25 protein-coding genes and 1 riboswitch are annotated in these 22,714 nt (G+C 35.6%); of the genes, 22 read left to right on the top strand and 3 right to left on the bottom strand.

Features of this window, described 5'->3' with window-relative positions; translation table 11 throughout:
• Nucleotides 1-8: 8 nt before the first annotated feature.
• From J5J03_RS07510 to J5J03_RS07495, 4 genes are all read left to right on the top strand, one after another.
• Nucleotides 9-1,472, top strand: coding sequence for a spore germination protein (locus J5J03_RS07510; protein WP_208588172.1), 1,464 nt, complete (start codon nt 9-11; stop codon nt 1,470-1,472).
• A 189-nt stretch (nt 1,473-1,661) separates the two neighbouring features.
• Nucleotides 1,662-2,960: a diaminopimelate decarboxylase gene (gene lysA / locus J5J03_RS07505; RefSeq protein ID WP_208588170.1), complete on the top strand. Its 1,299-nt coding sequence runs from the start codon at nt 1,662-1,664 to the stop codon at nt 2,958-2,960.
• A gap of 10 nt (nt 2,961-2,970) precedes the next feature.
• On the top strand, nt 2,971-3,405 hold the full coding sequence (locus tag J5J03_RS07500) for a peptidylprolyl isomerase (RefSeq protein ID WP_208588168.1): 435 nt from the start codon (nt 2,971-2,973) through the stop codon (nt 3,403-3,405).
• 293 nt (nt 3,406-3,698) lie between these two features.
• Nucleotides 3,699-4,064: a GNAT family N-acetyltransferase gene (locus tag J5J03_RS07495; protein WP_208588166.1), complete on the top strand. Its 366-nt coding sequence runs from the start codon at nt 3,699-3,701 to the stop codon at nt 4,062-4,064.
• 117 nt (nt 4,065-4,181) lie between these two features.
• Here the strand turns inward: J5J03_RS07495 and J5J03_RS07490 are convergent, their stop codons facing one another.
• Nucleotides 4,182-4,265 carry a YjcZ family sporulation protein gene (locus J5J03_RS07490; protein ID WP_208588444.1) on the bottom strand — a complete coding sequence of 28 codons (84 nt, stop codon included), beginning with the start codon at nt 4,263-4,265 and terminating at the stop codon, nt 4,182-4,184.
• Between the two features lie 137 nt (nt 4,266-4,402).
• Between J5J03_RS07490 and J5J03_RS07485 the strand changes: the two genes are divergently transcribed.
• The 14 genes from J5J03_RS07485 to J5J03_RS07420 all read left to right on the top strand — a co-directional run bounded on the left by J5J03_RS07485 (nt 4,403) and on the right by J5J03_RS07420 (nt 17,015).
• Nucleotides 4,403-5,131: a segregation/condensation protein A gene (locus J5J03_RS07485; protein ID WP_208588164.1), complete on the top strand. Its 729-nt coding sequence runs from the start codon at nt 4,403-4,405 to the stop codon at nt 5,129-5,131.
• A 25-nt stretch (nt 5,132-5,156) separates the two neighbouring features.
• Nucleotides 5,157-5,738: an SMC-Scp complex subunit ScpB gene (gene scpB / locus J5J03_RS07480; protein ID WP_208588162.1), complete on the top strand. Its 582-nt coding sequence runs from the start codon at nt 5,157-5,159 to the stop codon at nt 5,736-5,738.
• 685 nt (nt 5,739-6,423) lie between these two features.
• Nucleotides 6,424-7,527 (top strand): D-alanyl-D-alanine carboxypeptidase family protein, encoded by a 1,104-nt coding sequence (locus J5J03_RS07475; RefSeq protein ID WP_208588152.1) that lies wholly within the window; start codon nt 6,424-6,426, stop codon nt 7,525-7,527.
• A complete protein-coding gene (locus tag J5J03_RS07470; RefSeq protein WP_208588149.1) occupies nt 7,520-8,098 on the top strand; it encodes a nucleoside recognition domain-containing protein in 579 nt (192 codons plus the stop codon). Before J5J03_RS07475 ends, J5J03_RS07470 begins: the two co-directional genes overlap by 8 nt.
• A gap of 35 nt (nt 8,099-8,133) precedes the next feature.
• On the top strand, nt 8,134-8,667 hold the full coding sequence (locus J5J03_RS07465) for a spore maturation protein (RefSeq protein WP_208588147.1): 534 nt from the start codon (nt 8,134-8,136) through the stop codon (nt 8,665-8,667).
• Nucleotides 8,668-8,764: 97 nt separating this feature from the next.
• Entirely contained in the window at nt 8,765-9,481 is a 717-nt protein-coding gene (locus J5J03_RS07460) for a pseudouridine synthase (RefSeq protein WP_208588145.1), read from the top strand.
• Between the two features lie 66 nt (nt 9,482-9,547).
• Complete coding sequence (gene resA / locus J5J03_RS07455) at nt 9,548-10,138, top strand: thiol-disulfide oxidoreductase ResA (RefSeq protein WP_208588143.1); 591 nt, start codon at nt 9,548-9,550, stop codon at nt 10,136-10,138.
• A gap of 10 nt (nt 10,139-10,148) precedes the next feature.
• Complete coding sequence (locus tag J5J03_RS07450; protein ID WP_208588141.1) at nt 10,149-11,771, top strand: cytochrome c biogenesis protein; 1,623 nt, start codon at nt 10,149-10,151, stop codon at nt 11,769-11,771.
• A gap of 39 nt (nt 11,772-11,810) precedes the next feature.
• Nucleotides 11,811-12,998: a c-type cytochrome biogenesis protein CcsB gene (gene ccsB / locus J5J03_RS07445; RefSeq protein WP_208588134.1), complete on the top strand. Its 1,188-nt coding sequence runs from the start codon at nt 11,811-11,813 to the stop codon at nt 12,996-12,998.
• Between the two features lie 81 nt (nt 12,999-13,079).
• Complete coding sequence (locus J5J03_RS07440) at nt 13,080-13,802, top strand: response regulator transcription factor (RefSeq protein ID WP_208588132.1); 723 nt, start codon at nt 13,080-13,082, stop codon at nt 13,800-13,802.
• A riboswitch (cobalamin riboswitch) is annotated at nt 13,802-13,983 on the top strand. (Overlaps the previous gene by 1 nt.)
• Before the next feature lie 244 nt (nt 13,984-14,227).
• Nucleotides 14,228-14,602 (top strand): DUF4430 domain-containing protein, encoded by a 375-nt coding sequence (locus J5J03_RS07435; protein ID WP_208588130.1) that lies wholly within the window; start codon nt 14,228-14,230, stop codon nt 14,600-14,602.
• Between the two features lie 4 nt (nt 14,603-14,606).
• Nucleotides 14,607-15,101 carry an ECF transporter S component gene (locus J5J03_RS07430; RefSeq protein WP_208588127.1) on the top strand — a complete coding sequence of 165 codons (495 nt, stop codon included), beginning with the start codon at nt 14,607-14,609 and terminating at the stop codon, nt 15,099-15,101.
• A 236-nt stretch (nt 15,102-15,337) separates the two neighbouring features.
• Nucleotides 15,338-15,883, top strand: a complete 546-nt coding sequence (locus tag J5J03_RS07425; RefSeq protein ID WP_208588125.1) for an RNA polymerase sigma factor SigX — start codon at nt 15,338-15,340, stop codon at nt 15,881-15,883.
• Complete coding sequence (locus J5J03_RS07420; RefSeq protein WP_208588123.1) at nt 15,870-17,015, top strand: hypothetical protein; 1,146 nt, start codon at nt 15,870-15,872, stop codon at nt 17,013-17,015. The genes J5J03_RS07425 and J5J03_RS07420 overlap by 14 nt, the downstream gene beginning before the upstream one ends.
• Nucleotides 17,016-17,274: 259 nt before the next feature.
• On the opposite strand, the gene J5J03_RS07415 is transcribed toward J5J03_RS07420, so the two are convergent.
• On the bottom strand, nt 17,275-17,496 hold the full coding sequence (locus tag J5J03_RS07415) for a ferredoxin (protein WP_208588121.1): 222 nt from the start codon (nt 17,494-17,496) through the stop codon (nt 17,275-17,277).
• Nucleotides 17,497-17,627: 131 nt separating this feature from the next.
• On the opposite strand from J5J03_RS07415, the gene J5J03_RS07410 reads away from it, so the two are divergent.
• The 4 genes from J5J03_RS07410 to J5J03_RS07395 are packed head-to-tail and all read left to right on the top strand — an operon-like array spanning nt 17,628 to nt 21,272.
• Complete coding sequence (locus J5J03_RS07410) at nt 17,628-18,701, top strand: helix-turn-helix domain-containing protein (protein WP_208588119.1); 1,074 nt, start codon at nt 17,628-17,630, stop codon at nt 18,699-18,701.
• Nucleotides 18,694-20,214 (top strand): RecQ family ATP-dependent DNA helicase, encoded by a 1,521-nt coding sequence (locus J5J03_RS07405; protein WP_208588117.1) that lies wholly within the window; start codon nt 18,694-18,696, stop codon nt 20,212-20,214. Before J5J03_RS07410 ends, J5J03_RS07405 begins: the two co-directional genes overlap by 8 nt.
• Nucleotide 20,215: 1 nt before the next feature.
• Nucleotides 20,216-20,803: a CPBP family intramembrane glutamic endopeptidase gene (locus tag J5J03_RS07400; RefSeq protein WP_208588115.1), complete on the top strand. Its 588-nt coding sequence runs from the start codon at nt 20,216-20,218 to the stop codon at nt 20,801-20,803.
• The gene (locus J5J03_RS07395; RefSeq protein ID WP_208588113.1) at nt 20,793-21,272 is read left to right on the top strand and encodes a LysM peptidoglycan-binding domain-containing protein; all 480 of its coding nucleotides are present in this window, start codon (nt 20,793-20,795) and stop codon (nt 21,270-21,272) included. Before J5J03_RS07400 ends, J5J03_RS07395 begins: the two co-directional genes overlap by 11 nt.
• Before the next feature lie 162 nt (nt 21,273-21,434).
• Here J5J03_RS07395 and J5J03_RS07390 read toward each other — a convergent pair whose 3' ends face one another.
• Entirely contained in the window at nt 21,435-22,655 is a 1,221-nt protein-coding gene (locus tag J5J03_RS07390) for an IS256 family transposase (RefSeq protein WP_208587812.1), read from the bottom strand.
• Nucleotides 22,656-22,714 lie beyond the last annotated feature (59 nt).

Below are 22,714 nucleotides of genomic sequence, written 5' to 3'. Positions count from 1 at the left end.
AGTTCATCATGAATAAAAATAAAACACCAGTAAATAAATTGCTAAGAAAAAACCAAGAATACATGGAAACAAAACTAGGTATTGATGTATCTTTCGATGTTGGATTTCGTGAACTTACTATTTTCGAGAAGAAAATTCAGTTATATTATGTTACTGGTTTAGTTGATACTGACTTTGTGATTGAAGTAATGAAAAAACTAATTTCCATTAATGATGATGAAGAATACAATAGTGAAATTTATGAAGTATTGAATAATCGTATCGTTCATCAACAGGTTGAAAAAGCGAAAACAATGGATGAAGCGGTCGATCAGATGTTATCTGGTCTACTTGTTATTTTCGTTGATGGTCAAGACGAATGTTTTATCGTTGATGTTCGTCACTATCCCGGTAGGTCACCGGAGGAACCTGATACAGAGAAAGTCATACGAGGCTCTAGAGATGGATATACCGAAAATATTATTGAAAATACCGCCTTAACTAGAAGGCGGATAAGGGATGAACGCCTACGTCATGAGATGATGCAAGTTGGTGAACGATCTAAAACAGATATTTGTATATCCTATATTCAAGATGTAGCTGATAAAGGGCTAGTAGATTTAATTAAAAATGAATTAGAACAAATTGAAGTAGATGGGCTTTCAATGGCTGACAAGACTATAGAAGAATATTTGGTGCAACAAGGGTTTAACCCTTATCCACTTGTCAGATATACAGAAAGACCAGACGTAGCTGCTACCCATTTATTTGAAGGACATGTGCTCATAATGGTTGACACATCCCCAAGCATGATAATTATGCCAACTACGTATTTTCATCATGTGCAGCACGCTGAAGAATACCGAGAGTCTCCAGCAGTAGGTACATTTGTCCGCTGGATCAGGTTTATCGGGATTTTTGCTTCCTTATTTTTATTACCACTCTGGTTATTATTAGTAATGGACCCATCGCTATTACCTGAAAATTTACAATTTATCGGCCCCAACGAAAGAGGGAACGTGCCAATCATTGTACAAATATTATTAGCGGATATTGGTATTGAATTTTTACGGATGGCAGCCATTCATACACCGACACCTTTATCAACTGCGATGGGGTTGATTGCTGCGGTGTTAATCGGGCAAATTGCGATAGATGTAGGCCTATTTAGTGCAGAAGTTATTTTATATGTTGCGATTAGTGCAGTTGGTACATTCGCAACACCAAGTTATGAATTAAGTGTTGCAAATAAAATGGCAAGAATTATTTTAATTATTTTAACTTTTATCTTTCAAGTGAAAGGACTCGTCATTGGATTGACAATTTTCCTCTTGCTATTGATATCTACGAGATCCTTACAAACGCCATATTTATGGCCACTTCTTCCTTTTAACGACAAAGCCCTATGGCAAATTTTATTCCGGGTGTCAATGCCTTTGTCTAAAACAAGGCCTAGCATAGTAAGGCCTAAAAATAATCAAAAACAAGCATAATCTTAATTGTAAACACTTGAACTGGAGATAAGCCTGTGATAAATTATCTTTATACTTTGTTAGATTTTGTAGAAATGGGAATTCTTTTATCCCTTGTCTACCTGTCTTCGTTAAGAAAGATGGGGATAAGGGATTTTTGTTTGATGAATAGGTGTAGAAGCTAGAGATAGAAGGCGAGGGTTCAATAAGATGTTACATCCGTTTGCAGTTAATGAGGATGGCCATTTAACCATTGGTGGCTTGGATGCTGTTGATCTTACTAAAAAATACGGCACTCCATTATTCGTTTATAATGTCAATAAAATTCGTGAAAATGCAAGAGCATTTGTAGATACATTTGAGGAACTAGGTGTGCAAGCACAGGTTGCATATGCGAGTAAAGCATTTTCATCCGTAGCAATGATTCAAGTTGCCAAACAAGAGAATTTAAGTTTAGATGTCGTATCCCAGGGTGAGTTATATACAGCATTGCAAGCAGATTTTCCTGTTAAAAAAATCCATATGCATGGGAACAATAAAAGTATTGATGAAATTTCGATGGCGGTAGAATATAATATAGGTTGTATTGTTGTCGATAATTTTTATGAAATAGATTTATTAGCACATGTTTTAAAAGAACAGAATAAAGAGATGGATGTTTTAATCAGAGTTACTCCAGGAATTGAAGCACATACACATAATTACATTTTAACTGGAAACGAAGATTCAAAATTCGGTTTTGATTTAACAAATGGTCAAGCGGAAGAAGCATTACAGAAATTAATGAAAATTGATGGGATCCATGTAAAAGGACTGCATTGTCATATTGGTTCGCAAATTTTTGAAACAGATGGTTTTACAATGGCGATTGAAAGACTTTTTCAAACATTGAAAGGGTGGGTAGACCGCTATGATTTTGAATCAGAAGTATTAAATGTTGGCGGTGGATTTGGTATCAAGTACACAGCTGAAGATGATCCTTTACCACTTTCAACTTATGTTAAAGCTTTAACTGATAAAATTAGCGAGCAAGTGAATGAAAATGAGATGGTATTTCCTGAAATTTGGATAGAACCTGGTCGCTCGATTGTTGGAGATGCAGGGTTAACATTGTATTCTATTGGGTCTGTCAAAGAAATACCAAATGTCAGAAAGTATGTGTCCGTTGATGGTGGGATGACGGATAATTTGCGTCCAGCACTTTATAACGCTAAATATGATGCGGTTATTGCCAATAATGTCGACGGTAGCGAAAAAGAACAAATATCTCTTGCAGGAAAATGTTGTGAATCTGGTGATATGCTAATTTGGGATATAGAATTACCAAAGGTCACTCAGGATGATATTATAGCTGTTTTCTCAACCGGTGCTTATGGGTACTCGATGTCTAATCATTATAATCGTTTTCCAAAACCTGCTGTAGTTTTTGTAGAAGATGGGCAAGATAAATTAGTTATTAAACGAGAGTCATTTAAAGATATGATTCAAAATGACTTGTCATATGAATAGGAGGATAAACATGAAACAAGCAGTAATAGAATTTGAAAATAGCGAGCAAATTGTTATAGACTTATTTGAAGAAGCAGCACCTAATACGGTAGCTAACTTTGAAAAATTAGCAAATGATAAGTTTTATGATGGCGTGATTTTTCATCGTGTGATCCCTGGTTTTGTTGCCCAAGGCGGTGATCCAACAGGTACTGGTATGGGGGGGCCTGGATACACGATAAAATGTGAAACCGAGGGGAACCCTCATAAGCATGTAGCAGGTTCATTATCGATGGCACATGCTGGTAAAGATACTGGTGGAAGCCAATTTTTCTTAGTACATGAACCTCAACCACATCTAGATGGTGTTCATACTGTATTTGGTCAAGTAACAGAGGGCATGGATACGGTTCTTCGTATCCGTCAAGGAGATACCATGAAAACTGTACGCGTTTCAGAAGTGTAAAATTAAGTTCTTCAGCTACCATAATTAGATAAAGATTGACATCCAAATAGTAATATAATATTGTAAGTGAAGGAAAGCTCATATTCTCTGAACTCGAAGGAACGATAAATATGCGTAGAAAAAATGGCATACTTTTTCTTGTTTTATTAATTTTAAGTATTGTGTGGGGTTGTTATTATTGGTTTGGAATTGTATTTTCTTCCTAGTAATTGGAAACAATTAATAGTAACGACTTTTGTACGAAAACATAACATATCAATATATGAATTGTTATGAATAATGAGGGGTTCAATATGTTAATTCGCTTTAAAAAAAGATTTGAAAAAATAGCAATGGGTTTACTTTCCTTTATGCCCGAAGAAAAAGAAGTTTCAAAACTTCAAGATACAATTAAAGAATACGAAACGAATGAGGATTGGCAGTTGTTTCTTTGGAAAGAAGAAGAAGATGTACTAGGAGCAATTGGCGTATACCTGGTTAAAGAATCCGAATCTGCAGTTGTTCAGCATTTAACAGTTAATCCATCCCACCGCAACTTGGGAATAGGAAAGAAAATGGTCAATGCTTTAAAAAAACATTATGGCGCTACTTATGAAGTGATTGCAAATAAACAGACTGAAAAATTTCTACAAAAATGCAATGAAAATACGGATGAATAAAATCGTAAAGAACCTTTGCTAATCATGAAATAGCAAAGGTTTTTTCCGTAGTGGATTCTTTTCATCCAATAGAAAAGCTTATCGCCATTTTGGCGATAAGCTATGGTAAACTTTATTCTAGAACCAAGCTGCACCAACAATGATTAAAAGAATGAATAACACAACGATTAAAGCAAAGCCGCCGCCGTATGCGTATCCCATTTTCAAACCTCCTAAAGATGTAATTAATCAATTATAAAATTGATTTCTCAACATTAATGTATGCAATTTTATTTATATGGTATAGGCGTTTGTCAGAATAGCCTATAAATCTTTATTCTCATGTTGGAGGTATTCGTATGCCCGACCATTATCAAGTTAAATTAGAGACGTTTGAGGGTCCCTTAGATTTATTATTACACCTTATTAATAAATATGAAATCGATATTTATGACATTCCGGTTAAAGAGATAACTGCACAATACATGGCTTATATCCATACGATGCAACAATTGGAGCTAAATATAGCTAGTGAGTATTTAGTGATGGCAGCTACATTACTGGAAATCAAAAGTAAGCTGTTATTACCTAATCCAACCGTTGAAATTGAGGAAGAATATGAAGAAGACCCACGTGAAGAATTAATGCGCCGTCTTATTGAATATCGAAAGTATAAGGAAGCAGCGGAGCATCTTAAAGAAAGAGAAGTGGAGCAAAGCCAAGTGCATACAAGACCACCACTTCAAATGGGGCAAGAAGAATCATATCCATTACCTGAAGGTGGAGCCAATATATATGATATGATTGAAGCAATTGGGAAAGTATTGGAAAGAAAAAAGTGGAACCGACCAATGGAGACCTCTGTTCAACGTCAAGAAATACCAATTGATCAACGGATGAATGAAATTATGGAGAAATTAGAGGAATTTGAACACCCTATTTCTTTTTATCAACTTTTTCCAAACAAAACTAGAACATATATTGTTGCGACATTTATTGCGATACTGGAATTGATGAAACAAAGAAAGATAAATTGTAAACAAGAAAAACAGTTGGATGAATTGATCGTATATCGTTACCAACCCTAACTAATGATTGATGGAGGTTATCAAGTTGGATATAAATGATATTAAGGCGATAATGGAAGGTTTAATTTTCGCTGCTGGAGATGACGGGATACATAAAAAAGAACTGCGAAAAGTTTTAGATTTAGATATAGATATGGCGGACCACTTAATTAATGAGTTAAAGTTTGAATATGAACATGCTAAACGAGGCATTATGTTGATGGAGTCACAACAAGTGCTATTTTTAACTACAAAGCCAGAGCATAGTGAATATTTTACGAAATTGAAAGAAGCGAAAGTCCATGCTAAGCTATCACAAGCGGCATTAGAAACATTAGCGATTATCGCTTATTTGCAACCAATTACCAGAACGGAAATCGAACAAATTCGCGGTGTTAAAAGTGAACGGCCATTACAAACCCTTATCTCCAGAGCATTAATTGAGGAAGTAGGTCGTAAAGAAGGGGTGGGAAGACCAATCTTGTTTGGCACAACTATCGAATTTTTAACTTATTTCGGCTTAAGTTCTATTGATGATTTACCACCGTTGCCAGAAGATATTGATGAAATTGATGTAGAGCAAGAAGCTGACCTATTCTTCGATCGACTACAAAATATGAACGACTAACCCTGTAGCTTACCAAAGTTACAGGTTTTTTCCTTTATATAATAACAGTACAAAAAACATATCCTACGAAGTAAAGTGGACATGGAGTTGCCTTCTACCATTCTTTTGTTGATGAGTGCGTGACCGTTGCTGCGGAAAAATACTCCCTTTCCGGGGCGACCTTGAGCTAACTTGGTGAAGAAAACCACTTCACCAAATGGACCTTCGGTTCGCGCTATTCCTCCAGGAGTGTCGCATTTTTCCGCAGCTTAGAATCGTGTTCTGAATAAGTGGCAGAAAATCCTAAGGATACAAACCCAGGTGTTCTATTCTTACAACAATCAGAAAAGTAAAATTAGCGCAGCAGAATACGGAGACTCCTGTGGGACTCACGAGAGCTGAAGATCCACTTTGCAAAGTAGTTTTCTTTGCAAAGTTAGCTAAAAACCGCCCACGGAAAGCGGAGTATTCTGCCGGAGCGGTATTCCAACACTTCCTATGGAAAGAATGGAGGAAAGTCTCACTTCGGAATTTTTTATTTGTTCGCAGTTTGTATCTACTTAGAATTAAAAACTTACTTTAATCATAAACCGCCACATTGGTTCGAATAGTGAAGACATGTGGTTTTGCTTGTTTTGTAGTCATATGCACTGCTTGTCTGCATAGAATGGTACAAACGTATCTGCAAAGTGAGATGAGGTGTGCCATGCGACCGTTTATTTATAGTATATGTATTGTATTAATTTTTGTCTTATTACCACAACCAGATATAAAAGCAAATGTACAGGTTTCAGCAGAGAGTGCTATCTTAATGGATCAAGAAACAGGTAGAGTCCTATATGAGAAAAATGCAGACAATCCAACACTGATAGCAAGTATCACCAAGATTTTAACAGCTATTATAGCTATAGAATCTGGAAAATTAGATGAATACGTTAAAATATCGGATAATGCGATATCAACAGAAGGATCCTCCATTTATTTAAAGAAAGACGATAAAATCACATTAAGAGATCTTGTCTACGGTTTAATGTTAAGGTCGGGAAATGATGCAGCCGTAGCAATTGGTGAGCATATCGGTGGCAGTCAAGAAGGCTTTGCATACTTAATGAATGAAAAAGCCAGATGGATTGGTATGACAAATAGTCATTTTGACAATCCACATGGACTGGACTCTGATACACATTTCTCCACAGCCTATGACATGGCACTTTTAACCAAATATGCTATGGAAAATACTGTTTTTAGAGAAATTTCCGGTACTTCATCATATCAATCTTCTGCCCGCGATTATGCTTGGATAAACAAAAACAAATTGCTTACTCAATTATATGAGTACAGTAATGGTGGAAAAACCGGTTATACACGAGCTGCAGGAAGAACACTAGTTTCAACAGCTGAAAAAAATGGACAAACACTAATAGTAGTAACCTTAAACGCTCCAAGCGACTGGCAAGATCATATAAATTTATTTGAATGGGGATTTGAAAAATTCCCATTAAAAAAAATACAAGATAAATCCACGATGAGACTGAAAACCGATGAGCAAGATATCATTACGGCAGAAATTCAAGAATCTATCTACTATCCTTTAGCAGAAAACGAAGTGAATAATATTAGCTATGAAAATTATGTTAGTCGTAAACCTTCTGATTTTGATAAGATTGGAAAGCGTGTTTTCTATCTTAATGATGAAGCAATTACAGATACATCACTATATCTCTATTCTATGGAAGAGTCGAGAGAACCATCGTTCTGGACCACTTTTCTAGAACAATTGAAACGATTGTTTGGTGATAATCTTGATTAATGTGATATGGGCATTAATGGCGATCATTGGTATTGTTTATGCCATGTTTAATGGAACGATGGAACAAGTCAATGAGGCTTTGTTTGAAGGGGCCAGTGAGGCTGTTACACTGGTAATCAGTTTATCAAGTGTATTAGTTTTTTGGCTAGGTATGATGAGAGTTGCTGAGCGAGCAGGGATATTAAAAGGTTTTTCAAAATTATTTAGACCGATTGTAAAACGATTATTCCCTGAAATTCCTGATGGTCATCCTGCAATGGGATATATACTCGCTAACTTTTCTGCCAATTTATTCGGGTTAGGAAATGCAGCTACACCAATGGGCATCAAAGCAATGGAAGAGATGAAAAAAATAAGTAAATCTGATCACGCCAGTAATTCCATGATAACTTTTTTAGTTATTAATACTTCCAGTCTTACATTGGTACCGACCACGGTAATTGGCATTCGTATGGAGTATAGTTCAGCAGCACCAACTGAAATCGTTGCAAGTACGATTTTGGCTACCTTTATTACAACTGTTTCAGCGATAACGATTGATCGTTTGATGCAAAAATCACGACAAAAATGAAGGTTATAGCATAGGTAAAGGAAAGGAGTCTCAACATGGTTGAATGGTTGACGGTCATAAGTATTTGGTTAGTTCCAGTGACCGTAATGATGATTTTAATTGTGGCCATTATCAGAAAAGTTCCAGCATATGAGGTGTTTGTGGAAGGTGGGAAAGAAGGCTTAAAAATGTCGGTTTCTCTTCTTCCTTTTTTATTAGGAATGTTAGTTGCTATTGCGATTCTAAGGAGCTCAGGAGCATTAGATGCGTTTATCGGCTTATTACAGCCTGTTTTATCAAAGGTCGGAATACCAGCGGACATAGCACCGTTAGCAATATTACGACCCATTTCTGGTACTGCTGCCTTAAGTGTAACAACTGAGATTATCAAAACTTATGGTCCTGATTCCTTTTTAGGTAGACTGGCATCCACCATGCAGGGAAGTACAGATACAACTCTCTATATATTAACTGTCTATTTTGGTGCAGTTGGGATAAAAAAAATGGGGAACGCTTTAAAAGTTGGACTGATTGCGGATTTTATTGGTATAATAGTTTCAGTAATAATTGTGTCTTGGATATTCTTATAGTAGCGCTCGTTTTCAAGCGCTACTGTTTTTCATGTATACGAAATAAATGACATGGTTAACAATGATAACATAAATCTAGATGGAAAGTGTGAGCATAATGGAACGACTGCAGAAAGTAATTGCTAAAAGCGGTGTTACCTCTAGAAGAAAAGCAGAGAAAATGATCGTTGATGGTCTAGTAGAAGTAAATGGAAGAGTAGTGACAGAATTAGGTACCAAAGTATCTGATCAAGATGAAGTGAAAGTAGAGGGAGTACCAATTGAAAAAGAAAAATTATTATATTTTCTATTCTATAAACCACGTGGTGTGATTACTAGCGTATCCGATGATAAAAACCGGAAGACAGTGGCTGATTTTTTTGAAGAATATGATGAAAGACTTTATCCAGTTGGCAGACTAGATTATGATACTTCAGGATTATTAATAATGACTAACGATGGTGACTTTACCAATTTATTGTTACATCCGAGTCATCAGATTAATAAAGAATATATCGTTAAAACAGAAGGAATTCCCTCAAAAGAAAAATTACAATTATTCAAAAAGGGAATTCGCTCAGAAGGAGATATATTGAAAGCAAAACAAGTAAAGGTATTGTCCACTGATCCTAAGAAAAAAACAGCGATTATTAAAATGATTCTACATCAAGGAAAAAACCGACAAATAAGAAGAATGTTTGAAGCGATTGGTACACCAGTGCAGAAGCTGAAAAGGGAAAAATTCGGATTCTTAACATTAGATAGTTTAAATGCAGGTGAACATCGAGAGTTGACCCCACAAGAAGTGTCCGAGCTAAAGAAATTGGCCAAGTAATTGTTAAATAACTGTCACAATTTTTGATCATCGTAAATGGTACAATGATCGAAGGGAGTGAGATCCATGGAAAAGGTTGAACAAGCGAAACGAAAAAAACGAGTTAAGAAGCGAAATCGCTTTATTTTTCGATCTGCGATATTGGTAGTACTATTTGGAGCTTTAGTGTTTGCTATTGTTTCGAATTTAACCGCTGAAGAAGAAACGGCTGTTGACAAAAATGAACAAGCACCAGATTTTCAATTAGATCGTGTTGCAAATAACGGGGATGCCGTAGAATCTTCATTGCAGCTTTCTGATCTTGAGGGTAAGGGCGTTATGTTAAATTTTTGGGCTACGTATTGCGAACCTTGTGAAAGAGAAATGCCTTATATGGAGGAATTGTATCCGAAATATAAAGAGCAAGGAGTAGAAATTGTCGCTGTTAGTGTGGATGCAACAGAATTAGTCATTGATAAGTTTGTAGATCATTATAATTTGTCATTTCCAATACTTCATGATAAAGATAGTCAAGTGTTGGACGCTTATGGTATCGTACCATTGCCAACTACTTATTTTATTGATGAGAATGGTGTGGTGGTAGACCGAGTATTAGGAGAACTTTCACTTGAACGATTAGAGAGCTATTTACAAGAGATTGTACCAAAGGGAACGTGAGGGGTTTCTTATGAACATAATGAAATGTAGCACATGTGGTCATCAAAATAAAGAAGGGACTACTATTTGCGAAAAATGTGGAAAACCGTTAGATAATGATCAGCAAGGCACATTATTGAATATGCGATATGACGGTAGTGCGATTCGTTCCAAAACGAAGAATCGTTCAATAGTAGATAAAATATGGAATTTCTTTTCGTCAGTTAAAATAGGTGTAACGCTAATTACGATTGCTTTAGTTGCATCTGCTCTTGGAACGATATATCCTCAGGAAATGTACATTCCGCAAAATGTCGATCCTGCTTTACATTATCGGGATCAATACGGAATACTAGGTCAAATCTATTACCAATTAGGTTTTCATAACTTATACAATTCTTGGTGGTACATGGTATTGATCGCTTTGATCGGTATTTCTATTTTTATCGTAAGTATCGACAGAGGAGTTCCTTTATATAAAGCACTGAAAAATCAAGCTATTAAACGACATCCGAATTTTTTAAAAAGACAGAAACTCTTTGGTGAATATACCGACTATAATACAGACGATAAGACTCAATTTATCAACAATCTTAAAAAGCATCGGTATAAGATTAGCGAGGAAGACGGCCACATACTTGCCGAAAAAGGTAGATTTTCAAGATGGGGTCCATATGTAAATCATTTAGGACTTATTATCTTTTTAGTAGGTACACTCTTTCGCTTCATTCCATTTATGTACGTAGATGATTTTGTTTGGGTAAGAGAAGGCGAGACAGCAGTTATACCTAGTACTAATCAACAATATTACATAAAAAACGAAGAATTTATATTTGAAACATATGGAAATGATGACGAAGATGCGATTTTTGAAGAGGCTTTACAAAATACAAGTGGACCTGTACCGAAGCATTTTGAAACGAATGCCGTAATATATGAAGATGTATCAAGGGATGTTATTGGATCGGATCCAGAGTTAAAAGAGGTCAAAAGCGGCGAAATTATCGTAAACGAACCGTTGAAAATAAATGGATTAGCACTTTATCAAGATAGTTATCAACTTAATGAATTTCAGACGATGTCTTTTAAATTGCATGAAGTAGATGATGAAGAGGAAGAAGCTATTGTAGAGTTTACCGTTGATTTAACAGATCCTGAAAGTGAATATGTATTTGATAATGGCTACCGTATTGAGCTGAATCGTTATTATCCGGAATATGAATTAAATAATGGTGAGCCGAGATCCGTATCTAATTACCCTCGAAATCCGGGATTTGTCTTCTTTGTTTATGGACCTGATATAGAAGAGCGAGAGGCTAGCTTTTTAGCGATTGGCCAAAATATTCCTTCAGGTGACAATCAGTACAAGCTAAGTTTAACAGATTTTGGTGTGCGCGATGTTAGCGGATTAAAGATAAGAAAAGATTTGACGCTCCCTATTATTGGTTTAGGGGCATTTATATTCATGGTTGGTGTTATACAAGGGATGTATTGGCAGCATCGAAGAATTTGGATTCATCAAGCGGCAGATAGCATGTATATAGCATGTCATACGAATAAAAATTGGTATGGATTAACAAGAGAATTTGAAAAAATGATTGATGGGACATCTTTTACCATGGTTCGAGACCAGGAAAAAAAGAATGATTCGTAACTCATTACCGTTTGAGGTGATGCAAGGAGGAGAAAGTGTATGGATTTAATATCTTTGAGTGGTGGCCTATTGTATACTGCTTTTGTGATTTACTTAATAGCAGTCATCTTTTTTGCTGCAACCATTAGGGATAAACAACATGAAAAAAAGTTCACACTTATGAACAAGTTAGCAATAGGTACTACTATACTGGGGTTCATCGCACAAGTTGGATACTTTTTTACAAGATGGATGGCAAGTGGACATGCACCGGTTAGTAACATGTTTGAATTTGTTACCTTTTTCGGTATGATGCTTGTATTGGCGTTTATCATTTTATACTTTATCTATCGTATAGAGTTATTAGGATTATTTGCCTTACCTGTAGCATTATTAATTATCGGGTATGCAAGTATGTATCCAAGAGAAATTTCACCTTTAGTTCCTTCCTTGAAAAGTCATTGGTTGTACATTCATGTTACAACAGTTGCTTTAGGTGAAGCGATTCTTGCGGTTAGTTTTGTAGCAGGTATGATCTATTTAATTCGTCAAATTAATCAATCACAAACTACTGCCAAAACTACCTGGTTAGAAGTCATTATGTATTCTATTTGTGCAACATTAGGATTTGTGATTATGACAACGATTTTTTCATCCATGGATTATAATGCAACATTTTCTTATGTGGTTGATGAAGAAGAAATGACATTAGATTATCAACTGCCAGCGTTGTTCGGTCCTGAGAATGGTGAACTAACAACAGAAGATAAGATGGATGCTGTTTTTGCAGCACCGGGATGGCTTCATGGTGCAGAAGCTCCTCGGAAATTGAATACATTAGTTTGGTCCTTAGCTGCTGGTTTATTATTGTATTTGATAGCGAGAGCCATATTGAGACAAAGAATAGCCGCTGCAATCCAACCATTACTAAAAAAAGCAAATCCAGAATTATTGGATGAAGTTTGTTACCGAGCAGTTGCTATTGGATTTCCGGTATTTACTCTAGGAGGATTAATATTTGCAGCCATTTGGGCACAAGAAGCATGGAATAGATATTGGGGCTGGGATCCCAAAGAAGTTTGGGCTCTAATTACTTGGTTTTTCTATGCTATTTTCTTACATCTTCGTTTATCGAGAGGATGGCATGGTGAGAAATCAGCTTGGTTAGCCGTTATAGGGTTTGCGATTATTATGTTCAATTTAATCGTTGTTAACCTAGTGTTAGCCGGTTTACATTCTTATGCATAAAATTTTTGATGGAAAGTACAAGTGATATTTGTCTCTTGTGCTTTTTGCCTATATACTATTAAGAGATAGGGGGGGAGAAGGATGGAGAAGGAAACGAAAAAAATTCTTGTTGTCGATGATGAAGATAGAATTCGCCGTCTATTAAAAATGTATCTCGAACGCGAAGGTTTTGAGATTGATGAAGCAGAAGACGGAGAACAAGGCTTGAAGTTAGCCTTGACTGAAGATTATGAAGTGATTTTACTTGATTTAATGATGCCTGGTAAAGACGGTTTAGAGGTATGTAAAGAACTGAGATCCCAAAAGACAACACCTGTTATTATGCTTACTGCTAAAGGAGAAGAGTTAAGTAGGATTCATGGTTTTGAAGCAGGAACTGATGATTATATCGTGAAACCTTTTAGCCCACGTGAAGTTGTATTAAGGGTCAAGGCATTATTGAGAAGATCCACAAGTTCTAATACGATACATACAGCAAACCGATCGAAAGATATGATCGAATTTCCGCATCTATTAATTGATAATGATGCACATCGTGTTTTAGCAGATAATAAGGAAGTTAATTTAACACCAAAAGAGTACGAATTGCTCTTATTTCTAGCAAAATCCCCGGATAAAGTTTTTGAAAGGGAAGAATTACTGAAAGAAGTATGGAAATATGAGTTTTTTGGTGATTTACGAACAGTAGACACGCACGTGAAACGTTTAAGAGAAAAACTAAGTAAAGTATCAACAGATGCTGCTAAAATGATTGTAACAGTATGGGGTGTCGGTTATAAATTCGAAGTGACACATAACTCATAGAATGTGACGTGTTTAATGGTGTATTGCTTAAAAGGGAATCTGGTGTGAATCCAGAACTGTCCTCGCAACTGTAAGTGTTACGAAATAGCCTATGTCACTGTGCGGTAAATTTACGTATGGGAAGACGCTAGAGTAGAATAATACACAAAGTCAGGAGACCTGCCATTTTAAACATTTATTCATGCTTCGAGGATTAAGTATGTTGACTGTTGTATCAACTTTATCACGGTGCTAATCGTCTGTAAGCCTCTCCACTTCAAGCATCAATTCTTATTAGGAGAAGTTTAGGGATAACAGACGCTAATAACCTGATAAGTTTCGCTAATGATCAGTGGTGGTCAGAAACCTCACTGATCATAGTCTCCCTTTATACATACATTAACAGCTTTTAATCCTCAACATCATAACATTGAGGAGAATGGATTATGAAACAAATCAAACATTTAGTTATTATCACAATTTTAGCAATTGTAATGACTGCTTGTGGAAATACCTCAACCACAGATGAGGAAGTATCTATTTCATTAACGATTACAGATCAAACATCTGATACTACGGTCAGTGAGGATGAATTGACTGTTCAAGCAGGAGCAAGCTTGCAAACTGTCCTAGAAGAAAATTATGATGTGGAAGTATCTGACGATGGTTTTCTTACCGCTATTGAAGGACACCAACAGAATACGGTTGAAAATATCTTTTGGACATATGAAGCAAACGGAGAAATGATAAATAAAGGGATTGCTGAATATCAAGTAGAGGATGGAGACCATATTACATTTGATCTTCAAGTAATTGAGTGATACGTTGAATACCTATAAACTTACACTTATATCATTATTAGCAGCAGTTTGCGTTATAGGCAGAATAACCTTTCAATTTCTACCCAATATTCAACCTGTGACTGCCATTATCATCATTTCTGGTGCCATGGTAGGTGTATTACCAGCAATATGTATCGCCATCATCTCAACCTACATTACTAATCTTTTTTTAGGCATGGGCATTTGGACTATTTGGCAAATGATTGCATGGGCGATAATAGGGATCTTAGCTGGTGTTATAGGGAAATATAACAGTAAAAATACCATGATACTATTAACTATTTTTGCGTTTATTTCAGCATTTATTTATGGATTGATCGTCAATTTAGGGACATTTACGTTTGCTGGTAATTTTGTCGCTTACTACTTGGCAGGTATATCCTTTGATATCGCTCACGCTGTAGGAAATGTTATTTTTATGATCCTCTTATTTCCAGTATTAGGTAGGATATTTCAGTATACTAAACATTTATTATAAAATAATTACTGTGGCTGGGACATAACTAAATAGGTAGAACTGGAATCCGAACAATTTGAATTAAGCGAAGTATTTTGCCGAAGCGGTATGCATACTCAAACTTTAATGTTCGGATTTTTCCTATCTAATTACTCTTTTGTCCCAGACTCATTTTAGTTTTGTATACATAATTTGAATTGATTTGTAACTTTTCGCTATGATTTTCGACAAATAGAATAAGGTAAGGGGGTCTTGACGTGAAGACCACTTTCGAGGAACTATATGACAAATATCATCAGGACTTATTTCAATATATATTTTATATGGTAAAAGATAAACAACAAACGGAAGATATTGTTCAAGAAGTTTATATCAAGGTCTTACGTTCATATCAACATTTTAAAGGAGAAAGTTCGGAAAAGACATGGCTCTTTTCAATTGCTAGGCATGTAACTTTTGATTATTTTCGCAAATTAAAGCGACAACGAAATAAATTTTTAGAATTCTTTAATTGGGGTAAAGAAGGAGAGACACTTCAATCTGATCAGCAAGCTCCGGAAGAATATGTGATGTTAGATGACAGAATGAAGCAGATTTATCAATGTATGGAACGCTGTAGCAATGATCAAAAACAAGTGATTATATTACGTTATATTCAAGACTTTAATATAAAAGAGACAGCAGAAATATTAAATTGGTCTACCAGTAAAGTAAAAACTACTCAGCATCGAGCGCTAAAAGTCCTGCAACAATGTATGATGACCTCGTTGAGAGAGGAGGAAGGCTATCATGAAGAATCATAAGTCAAATGATGAACATTTAAAGGAACTGCTACGAAAATTACCTAAAATAGAAGATAAGCGTACTAAAGACGATATTTTCCAGCAAATACAAGCACAAATGAAGCAAGATAAAGGAACTTCTCGGAAGAAGCGGTCATTTATATGGGTTCCGATGCTTGCTACTGCTTGTGCAGCATTGTTAATTTTCGTCATTATACAAGGGCAAGATTTTTCAAGGAGTTATGATCAGTCAACTTCTGAAATGGCAGATGATTCAGACGTGGATACTTTTGATAATGCTGATGGTGAAACATCAGCAACAGAAGAATCTCGAGAAGCAGAAATTTTTGATAAAGCGGAAATACAAGACAATATAAATGAAGAATATCGTTATTTACTTGATATGGGAGATGAAGAAGACGCTAGCTATATGGCGTTTTTGACAGAACAAGGACAACACATCATACCGATTACGATCTTGAACAGTAACTTTTCTTATCATCAAATTAACGAATATATCGATTTAGCAGAAAACGGCTTGTATGATATCGGAATACGTGATATACAATTTGAAAGAAATAACCAAAAAATAATTGCTACATTTACAGATTCATTTGAATTGCAACCTAGTGGCAATAATTACAGCAGTTTCGAAAAGGTATTAGCATTTATGTTTGGACCATTAGGGATTGAGGAAATTCAATTTGAGAATTACCATGCTATTTTAGATGAAGGAGCTATTAGTAATAACCTTTATCCAATAAGTCCAGTTGAGCAAGTACCTTTTAAAATATATCAATATAATAATGGGTCAGAATGGTTTGCTGCCAAAACTGATGGAACATTTAAAACATTAACCAGAGCGTTAGAAGATATGAAAATAGCGGAACCAGAATTCAACATTCAGCCTTCTATACCGGAAGATACAGTTATTGAGACAGAGGATCAGACAGCTGGTCAGGTATTTGTTTCCTTATCATCTGCTCAAATTGGTGACAATCAAATTACCATTCAAATGATTGAAGCAATTCTAGCTACTGCATCCACTTATGGATATCAGGAAGTCATGTTTAGTATAGGGATCGATCAAATTGGAAAGTATGATTTATCCGAACCAATTCAAACTACCGATCAAATTAACATTATTCAGTAAATGGTCGCAATCAAAAAATTAAGTGACTATAAAAGTCTGTGTTGAGCGGACATTGAATCCCTTATTCGGTTCATATCGGTACTATTTGGCTGAATAGCGGAATAGATGTCCGCATATACACTGAAAACGGCAATTTTGTCACCAATAACGGAACAAATGTCCGCACTCAGCCCAAGTTACCGAGCATACGCATTTACGTATGCTATGAAGTTTTAGTCTTTCTGATAGTTTGCAAAAAAGAATAGGGCCGTAGCAATCCCTATTCTTTATGATATATATTTACTGATTCTGTTGGACAGCTTTCATGTGCATCTAAAAGATCTTCTTCTGAATCTGGTGGCACTTCTGTTTCACCTTTATTATTATCGAGCTTGCTGTATGCAACACCTTCGTCGTCATAATCGAATAGATCCGGTGCAGTTGCACCACATACCCCACACGCAATACACGTTTCTTTCTCTATCCAAGTATAATATGGCATCAATCGCCACTTCCTTTTCTTTCTTATTTCTAGCTATTAGGTTATCAAATACTTTTGTAAGTTACAATGATGTTGTATTCAAATCTCATAATAATTGTTAAAATATAGGTAGCTTAGATTGAGGTGTTTACATGTTTGAATGTATTTTATTAGATAGTATAATGAAGTTAAATGGTGAACGAACAGTATATAATATACTTCACTTGTTAACAGCAAAGAAATCGACTCAAACGATACAAGATAGCAATTTATTTGGTTTAACCAATTATTTCGGAATATATAAATCATTAACTAGACAAGCTTTTAATCAGGAAATCGATCGTTTGGAATATCACAAGCTTATTACAGTTAACCCTGATCAACAAACCGTACATGTTAGTGATAGAGGAAAGGTGTATTATCAAAAGCTAATGGAAGAACAAGACGATTATTTGCAATTGAACGGTGGGGAACTTCATGAAACAGCAGAGCAATTTTCCAAACATTTACTACTTTTTATTCAAACATTGACACATATACATCGGGGAAATACACGCTTTATACCGATTATAGAGGATGTTGAAAGCCAGCAATTTGTAAAGAAAGTGTGGAACAACCAACACCAACTTGGAACTGATACAATATTGAAATATCTCTATCAAGATTTAACCATGATATTAGAGAATTTTCCAGATAGTCATGCAGCAGCTTTTGTTGATAGTTTAACCTCTCTGAAAAAAGTTGGACTTAGCAGATACCAAATTGCTAAGAAATATTATATTACTACTCATGATGTTTATTTATCTTTCATGAACATTATACATGCTATCTGTAAAGCAATCAAAACGGACCATCACTTTACGTTTCTTCCTCAGTTATATCCTGATCATAAAATGAATAAGTTGTTAAGTGATTCGACAAATCAGACATTCTATTATTTGAAACAGGGTCTATCGATTGATGAAATTGCTAATGTTCGTAATTTAAAAGAAAATACGATAAAGGATCACATTGTTGAGATTGCTTATATCTATCAAGAATTGAATTGGTCTGCATATATTACGGAACAAGAATATCTATTGATTAGTTCCATATTAAAAAAGCTTGAATCCAAAAGATTAAAAGATATTAAAAGTCAGCTACCAGACTCAATTAGCTATTTTCAAATTAAACTGGTAATAGCTTTAGGCGGGACAAAGAATGTGGAGGAGAATCATTATGCCTGAATCACAACTAGAACAGCATTTACAAACCCATTTTGGTTTTTCGCATTTCCGTGCTGGCCAAAAAGAAATTATCGAAGCTGTTCTGAAGAAGCGGAACGTCTTTGCAGTCCTCCCAACTGGAACAGGTAAATCGATTTGCTATCAGTTACCAGCCATGATGTTATCAGGAACCGTTATTGTTGTATCACCGTTACTCTCATTAATGACGGATCAAGTTAAACAGTTGAAGGCTACAGGGTTTAAAAGGGTGGCTGCATTAAACAGCATGCTTTCCTACCAAGAAAAAGAAATACTATTACAACAAATTGATTCTTATCAATTACTATATTTGTCACCAGAAATGCTACAAAGTAAAAGGATTTTATCAAGATTAAAGTCTTTGAAGGTTAGCTTGTTTGTAGTGGATGAGGCACATTGTATTTCTCAATGGGGTCATGAATTTCGTCCTGATTATCTTAGAATTAAACAAGCGCACCAATTATTAAATAACCCACCGTTATTAGCACTGACCGCAACGGCAACACCAGATGTCCAGCAAGATATTATGGATACATTGCAAATACCTGATGTTGAAAAATTTATCTACCCAATGGATAAACCGAATATCTCTTTTGTAGTGGAACAGGTTAATCAAGTGAAAGAAAAAGAAAATAAACTTGCACAAATTATCCGGAGTTATCCGGTTCCAACTTTAATTTATTTTTCCAGTAGAGAAGAAGCTGCTAGAGTTGCGACAATATTGCAAGAAAAAGAACACAATCGAAATGTCGCTTATTATCATGGCGGCTTAGATAATCAGGATCGATTATTGATTCAACAACAATTTATGAACAAGCAATTGGATGTTATTTGTTGTACAAATGCCTTTGGTATGGGCATTAATAAGAAAGATATCCAATTAGTGATTCACTATCATTTTCCATCCCAAATCGAATCATTTATACAGGAGATAGGCAGAGCGGGAAGAGATGGCCAAGAAGCTGTTAGTGTAATCCTTTTTCATGAGTATGATCACATCATTCCACAACGTTTACTCGATGCAGAATTACCTGACATTAGCGTTGTTAAGCAAATGTTACAACTAATTTATAATAATGATGTGTCATTTAATGATTTAAAGGAGGAATTTATGTTGAAAGTAAATGGGGTGGAGCCTCATTGGCGTTTTTTTCGTTATCAGTTAGAAAAACTTAAAATATTAGAACATGAACAATTTAATATAACCGCTTTTCCATTTCAGGATGCCTTTATGATATTACAAGAAACAATCGAAAAACGCTATCGATACAAATATAATAAATTAAACGAAATGTTACAATGGCTTTATACGACAGGATGCAAGAGAAAAGCACTCTTTTCGCATTTTCAAGATCATATTCAAAAGCCAACAAATATGTGTTGTGATTATTGTGATTTCCAATGGGAAAACTGGTATCCAGCAGTTGAACATAGTAATAATAGTAATCAAGACTGGCAAACTAGTTTGAAAGAGATATTATATCAAGGAGACTAACATGCAAAAAAGCCAAGCAGAACTTATCAGACTACTGTCAAGTAAACAATTAAAGCAACAAATATGGCTGTCTCAGCTACTTCTTGGACTGATTGCGGTCGTTCTAGCTTCCTTTTTATTTAACGACTGGCAAACTATAGCTTCATTGTTTTATTGGAATTTTTCTGATTGGATTATATTTGGTGTTTTCTCTGCTCTTATCATCATCTTAATGGATTTACTATTCATGAGGATATGTCCAAAAAATTGGTGGGATGATGGCGGTATCAATCAAAAAATATTTCAAGAAGGCTCTTATACAAGCATCATCTTATTATGCTTTGTTATTGCTATTGTCGAAGAATTCCTATTTAGAGGTGTGATCCAAACTAATTTTGGCATATTGATTGCAAGTATTCTTTTTGCGGTCGTTCATATTAGATATTTATCAAAAGCGGTCCTTTTTATTACAATTATTGGCTTGAGTTTTTGGATAGGCTTGGTATATCATTGGACAAGCAATCTGACTGTGGTAATCACACTGCATTTTCTTGTGGACGTTATATTGGCTTTGTTAATCAGGTCGGGGAGGTTTCATCATGTATCATAATCAAAGAGATGACCAGGCATCATCGCTAAGAAATCAAGTTGAACAGCAGCAAGCGAAATACGATAATACCTATTCATTGCCTCCCAGGAGTGAAGTGCATCAAAGGAGAAAAACGAAGGCAAAATGGAAAATATCTTTTCCATTTATAAAGTTTATTTTACTATTATTTATTGTGATTATACTCCTATTGTTAACCGTCAAACTTTGGGGCGAAGAATATTTATCGTCAGCAGAATCTGAGGAAAAAGATCATTTTGCTGAGCAGGTAATAATTAAAGCGAATCCCTCTGATAAGGAGGAAATAAATGACTCGGATATTGTTATCCATGAAGTAGACCGAATGGATACGTTGTTTACTATCTCCGAAAAATATTATGGGAATACGAAATTTGTAAAACATATTATGGATGCCAATCAATTAGAAGATGGTACACTCATAGTTGGTGGGAGTATAAATTATTTTGTGTAAATGGGAATTGCACTCAACTAACATCTAAAGGCTTTACGTGGAGAGGCGGGCGTGATACACTCATCTTTTCCGTTGGCGATAGCTTTGTTTTTTAAAGGTATCTCCATCGCCAAACCATCACGCCCGCAGAGGCTCCATGTCAAGCCGGCACTCTACTAGAGGTCATAGTGACAGCTCCGATTCTAGCCTCTCTCCAAAATAGATGGCAAGTTGTGATATACATTCTGTCCATCCTCTTATCGGCATAGTCCATTTTTTAGAAATTGCCATCGTAGTAAGGTAAATCATTTTGCGCAAAGCTTCATCTGATGGAAAGGCTGATTTTGTTTTTGTTACTTTTCGCAGTTGGCGATGATAGCCTTCTACGATATTAGTTGTATAAATCGCTCTCCGTATTTCGTGTGGATACTGAAAATATGTCGTTAATTCTAACCAGTTTTGTTCCCAAGAGCGTATGATGATAGGGTGCTTTTTGCCCCAAGTTTCTTTGAATGTCGCAAACTCCATTTCTGCTTCTTCTAAAGTGAGCGCTTGATAAACCTTCTTCAAGTCTTTCATCACCACTTTTTGTTCTTTGTAGGAAACGTATTTCATGGAATTTCTGATTTGATGAATCACACAAAGTTGTATCTCTGTGCGTGGAAAGACTGAGTTTATAGCTTCAGAAAAACCAGAAAGCCCGTCTTTACAAGCAATTAAGATATCTTCCACCCCTCTATTTTTTAGATCGGTACATACACCAAGCCAAAAGCTAGAACTTTCACTTTCGCCAATCCAGATACCTAAAATCTCCTTCTGGCCCTCCATATTAATCGCTAATACCGTATAAGCTGCTTTATTGACAATTCGATTTTCTTTCCGAACCTTGAAGTGAATCGCATCTAAGAAAACAATCGGATAAACACGATTTAGCGGTCGATTTTGCCATTCGGTCACCAGAGGCATGATTTTATCGGTAACTTTACTAACCAATGTAGGAGAAATGTCGATGCCATACACATCTCTCATTTGATCTTCAATATCTCTTGTGGACATCCCTTTGGCATATAACCCTAATATTTGTTCTTCAATTCCGTTTACCGTCTTTTCGTGTTTCTTAACAATTTTCGGTTCATAATCGCCATTTCGATCTCTTGGAATATGAAGATCTACTTTTCCAAACTTTGATTGGATCCCTTTCTTACTGTACCCATTTCGACTATTACCTGTGTTATTTCCTTTTATACTGTGTTTCTGGTAGCCTAATTCTTCTTCTAATTCGGCTTCAAATACCTGTTGAAGCGTGTCTTTAAACAATTGCTTCATCATCTCCTGAACATCCTCTACTGTACGACAATCCTTCGTTAGTTCTTTAATCGTTTTGTCATAAAAAAAGTCTTGCATAAATGATCATCTCCTTTTTGGTAAGTATAACCATTTACACAAAACTTTTTACGCTCTCT

Origin of the sequence: Gracilibacillus suaedae (assembly GCF_017599345.1) — a bacterium.
In the GTDB taxonomy this organism is placed as follows: domain Bacteria; phylum Bacillota; class Bacilli; order Bacillales; family Amphibacillaceae; genus Gracilibacillus; species Gracilibacillus suaedae.
This window is presented reverse-complemented; position numbering and strand designations above follow the sequence as displayed.

Excerpts from the sequence above, each read along its gene's own strand:
- J5J03_RS07510 (WP_208588172.1), top strand. The coding sequence starts at position 9 with ATGAATAAAAATAAAACACCAGTAAATAAATTGCTAAGAAAAAACCAA.
- J5J03_RS07415 (WP_208588121.1), bottom strand. The coding sequence starts at position 17,496 with ATGCCATATTATACTTGGATAGAGAAAGAAACGTGTATTGCGTGTGGG.
- J5J03_RS07490 (WP_208588444.1), bottom strand. The coding sequence starts at position 4,265 with ATGGGATACGCATACGGCGGCGGCTTTGCTTTAATCGTTGTGTTATTC.
- J5J03_RS07485 (WP_208588164.1), top strand. The coding sequence starts at position 4,403 with ATGCCCGACCATTATCAAGTTAAATTAGAGACGTTTGAGGGTCCCTTA.
- J5J03_RS07410 (WP_208588119.1), top strand. The coding sequence starts at position 17,628 with ATGTTTGAATGTATTTTATTAGATAGTATAATGAAGTTAAATGGTGAA.
- resA (WP_208588143.1), top strand. The coding sequence starts at position 9,548 with ATGGAAAAGGTTGAACAAGCGAAACGAAAAAAACGAGTTAAGAAGCGA.
- J5J03_RS07405 (WP_208588117.1), top strand. The coding sequence starts at position 18,694 with ATGCCTGAATCACAACTAGAACAGCATTTACAAACCCATTTTGGTTTT.
- J5J03_RS07460 (WP_208588145.1), top strand. The coding sequence starts at position 8,765 with ATGGAACGACTGCAGAAAGTAATTGCTAAAAGCGGTGTTACCTCTAGA.
- J5J03_RS07495 (WP_208588166.1), top strand. The coding sequence starts at position 3,699 with ATGTTAATTCGCTTTAAAAAAAGATTTGAAAAAATAGCAATGGGTTTA.
- J5J03_RS07395 (WP_208588113.1), top strand. The coding sequence starts at position 20,793 with ATGTATCATAATCAAAGAGATGACCAGGCATCATCGCTAAGAAATCAA.
- J5J03_RS07420 (WP_208588123.1), top strand. The coding sequence starts at position 15,870 with ATGAAGAATCATAAGTCAAATGATGAACATTTAAAGGAACTGCTACGA.
- J5J03_RS07475 (WP_208588152.1), top strand. The coding sequence starts at position 6,424 with ATGCGACCGTTTATTTATAGTATATGTATTGTATTAATTTTTGTCTTA.
- J5J03_RS07400 (WP_208588115.1), top strand. The coding sequence starts at position 20,216 with ATGCAAAAAAGCCAAGCAGAACTTATCAGACTACTGTCAAGTAAACAA.
- J5J03_RS07435 (WP_208588130.1), top strand. The coding sequence starts at position 14,228 with ATGAAACAAATCAAACATTTAGTTATTATCACAATTTTAGCAATTGTA.
- J5J03_RS07390 (WP_208587812.1), bottom strand. The coding sequence starts at position 22,655 with ATGCAAGACTTTTTTTATGACAAAACGATTAAAGAACTAACGAAGGAT.
- J5J03_RS07465 (WP_208588147.1), top strand. The coding sequence starts at position 8,134 with ATGGTTGAATGGTTGACGGTCATAAGTATTTGGTTAGTTCCAGTGACC.
- J5J03_RS07450 (WP_208588141.1), top strand. The coding sequence starts at position 10,149 with ATGAACATAATGAAATGTAGCACATGTGGTCATCAAAATAAAGAAGGG.
- J5J03_RS07440 (WP_208588132.1), top strand. The coding sequence starts at position 13,080 with ATGGAGAAGGAAACGAAAAAAATTCTTGTTGTCGATGATGAAGATAGA.
- ccsB (WP_208588134.1), top strand. The coding sequence starts at position 11,811 with ATGGATTTAATATCTTTGAGTGGTGGCCTATTGTATACTGCTTTTGTG.
- lysA (WP_208588170.1), top strand. The coding sequence starts at position 1,662 with ATGTTACATCCGTTTGCAGTTAATGAGGATGGCCATTTAACCATTGGT.
- J5J03_RS07500 (WP_208588168.1), top strand. The coding sequence starts at position 2,971 with ATGAAACAAGCAGTAATAGAATTTGAAAATAGCGAGCAAATTGTTATA.